This is a genomic window from Rhodococcus sp. R1101, assembly GCF_000278445.1.
Classification (GTDB): Bacteria; Actinomycetota; Actinomycetes; order Mycobacteriales; family Mycobacteriaceae; genus Rhodococcus; species Rhodococcus gordoniae.
The window spans coordinates 1-678 of the sequence record NZ_AJVB01000893.1 but is presented as its reverse complement, the minus strand read 5'-3'; the positions used below and the strand labels follow the sequence as shown (position 1 = coordinate 678).

The window sequence follows — 678 nt, the reverse complement described above, 5'->3', positions numbered from 1 at the left end:
CACCGCGGAGCCCCGCGCGGCTTAGACTCGTCTCTGCCCACAGACATCCCGGGAGAGGCACGCGTGGCTGACTCGTTCGTTCATCTGCACACCCACACCGAGTACTCGATGCTCGACGGTGCCGCCAAGGTCGGACCGTTGTTCAAGGAGGCCGAACGGCTGGGGATGACGGCCGTCGGCATGACCGACCACGGGAACATGTACGGCGCCAGCGAGTTCTACAACGTCGCGAAGAAGTTCGGCATCAAGCCGATCATCGGCATCGAGGCGTATGTGGCGCCGGAGTCGCGGTTCTCCACCAAGCGTGTGCTGTGGGGCGACCGCAGCCAGAAGTCCGACGACGTCTCCGGCTCGGGTGCCTACACCCACATGACGATGGTCGCCGAGAACTCGACGGGTCTGCGGAACCTGTTCAAGCTGTCCTCGCTCGCCTCGATCGAAGGTCAGCTCGGCAAGTGGGCGCGTATGGACGAAGAGCTCATCGCCCGGCACCACGAGGGCATCATCGCCACCACCGGATGCCCGTCGGGTGAGATCCAGACGCGGCTGCGCCTCGGCCACGACCGCGAGGCGCTCGAAGCCGCCGCGAAGTGGCAGGAGATCTGGGGCAAGGACAACTTCTTCCTCGAGCTGATGGATCACGGCCTGTCGATCGAGCGCCGGGTGCGTGAGGGTCTG

The 678-nt window shown here is 65.3% G+C and carries 1 protein-coding gene; it reads left to right on the top strand.

From position 1 onward, the window contains the following. Positions 1–63 precede the first annotated feature (63 nt). Positions 64–678: PHP domain-containing protein (locus R1101_RS28920; protein ID WP_037225334.1), on the top strand; the 615-nt coding region annotated here is incomplete at its 3' end.